At 65.1% G+C, this 1,687-nt stretch carries 2 protein-coding genes; both read right to left on the bottom strand.

Going from position 1 to position 1,687, the window contains the following annotated elements; genetic code table 11:
- On the bottom strand, nt 1-705 hold a 705-nt coding region (locus EOA27_RS35490; RefSeq protein ID WP_145970797.1), incomplete at its 3' end, for a Gfo/Idh/MocA family oxidoreductase.
- A 97-nt stretch (nt 706-802) separates the two neighbouring features.
- Nucleotides 803-1,588: a ThuA domain-containing protein gene (locus EOA27_RS35485; RefSeq protein WP_126078140.1), complete on the bottom strand. Its 786-nt coding sequence runs from the start codon at nt 1,586-1,588 to the stop codon at nt 803-805.
- Nucleotides 1,589-1,687: the final 99 nt, after the last annotated feature.

Here is a 1,687-nt window from a genome sequence, read left to right as displayed (position 1 = left end):
GACAGTCATGGCGAAGCTGTCATTGGCGTCGAACTGGTATTCGCCGATGCGGTTGCCCGGCGCCTTGTCGAAGGCCCGCAGCCGGCAGAAGACATGGTCGATGTCAAGCGCGGCGCCATAGCTGGCGAAATCGAGGATATGGATGCCGACGTCTCCCAGCACGCCGTTCGACCCGTGGCCGCGCGACAGCCGCCACAGCCATTTCGGATCCGTGCGCCAGTCGCCCCAGAATTTCGACACCAGCCAGCTCTGCAGATAGGACGCCTCGACATGGTGCACCGTGCCGATCTCGCCGGCCCGGACCATCTGGCGCGCCTTCTGCAGCGCGGCCACGTTGCGATAGGTGAGGTTGACCATGTTGACGATGCCGGCGGCCTCCGCGGCGTCGGCCATCTCGTTCGCCTTGCCGAAATTCTCGGCCAGCGGCTTCTCGCACAGCACCGGCTTGCCGGCGGCGACCAGCGCCATGGTGGTCGGATGATGGATGCGGTCGGGCGTGACATTGGCGACCGCGTCGAAGTCGCCCCAGTCGAGCGCCGCCTCAAGCGAGGTGAAGCGCTTCGGGATCTTGTAGGCGTCGGCGTACTCGCCGACGCGAGCCGCATCGACGTCAACCGCGCCGACGATGTCGACGCACTCGATGGCGCCGAAGCGGCGGGCATGTTCCTGCGCCATCCAGCCGGTTCCGAGTATCAAAAGCCGCATTTCTTGCTCCTCCGAGCGATTTGGTTCGATTCAATCATGCGAGGCGAATGTGGCCCAGGCGCTGTTTCCGCGCAATCCCGAGCAAAGAGGAAGCGCTTTAGCGGAAACCGGCCTCGCCATGCGCGTGCAGCTTGCCGCCGCGCTCCTCGATCGGCTCCAGCGCCCTCTCGACCGGCACGTTCGGCGCATCGAGGATGGCGGGCTTCGACCCTTGCGGGTTATGTGCCCACTTCACCGCGTTGCGCAGCACCTTTTGGACCGTCGCATCGTGGTAGGTCGGATAAGTCTCGTGCCCGGGCCGGAAGTAGAAGACATTGCCGGCGCCGCGCCGGTAGGTGAGGCCCGAGCGGAACACCTCGCCGCCCTGGAACCAGGAGATGAAGACGGTTTCCAGCGGCTCCGGCACGGCGAACTGCTCGCCATACATCTCCTCGTTCTCGAGTTCGAAGAACTCGCCCAGGCCTTCGGCAATCGGGTGGCTGGGGCTGGTCACCCAGAGCCGCTCGCGCTCGCCGGCCTCGCGCCATTTCAGCGTGCAGGGCGTGCCCATCAGCCGCTTGAAGATCTTGGAGAAATGGCCGGAATGCAGCACGATCAGGCCCATTCCTTCCCAGACGCGCTTTGCAACGCCCTCGACCACCTCGTCGGCGACGGCGCCATGGTCCTTGTGGCCCCACCAGACAAGCACGTCGGTCTCGGCGAGGCGGGATTCCGGCAGGCCGTGCTCCGGCTGCTCCAGCGTCGCGGTCGAGGCGGAGATCGCCTTGTCCGCATTCAGCGCCTTGGCGATGGTCGCATGCATGCCTTCCGGATAGATGGAGGCCACCACCTCATTGGTCCGCTCATGGATGTTCTCGCCCCAGACGACAGCGCGAATTGTCATGGATTGCCTCGTGAGTGATTGGGAGCCGCCCCGCGCCATAGATAGCGTCTTCGCCCGGTATTGGAAGCGGGTTCGTGACGTAGCCCCGCCTATGGCGTC

Origin of the sequence: Mesorhizobium sp. M2A.F.Ca.ET.037.01.1.1 (genome assembly GCF_003998075.1) — a bacterium.
In the GTDB taxonomy this organism is placed as follows: domain Bacteria; phylum Pseudomonadota; class Alphaproteobacteria; order Rhizobiales; family Rhizobiaceae; genus Mesorhizobium.
This window is presented reverse-complemented; position numbering and strand designations above follow the sequence as displayed.

Excerpts from the sequence above, each read along its gene's own strand:
- EOA27_RS35485 (WP_126078140.1), bottom strand. The coding sequence starts at position 1,588 with ATGACAATTCGCGCTGTCGTCTGGGGCGAGAACATCCATGAGCGGACC.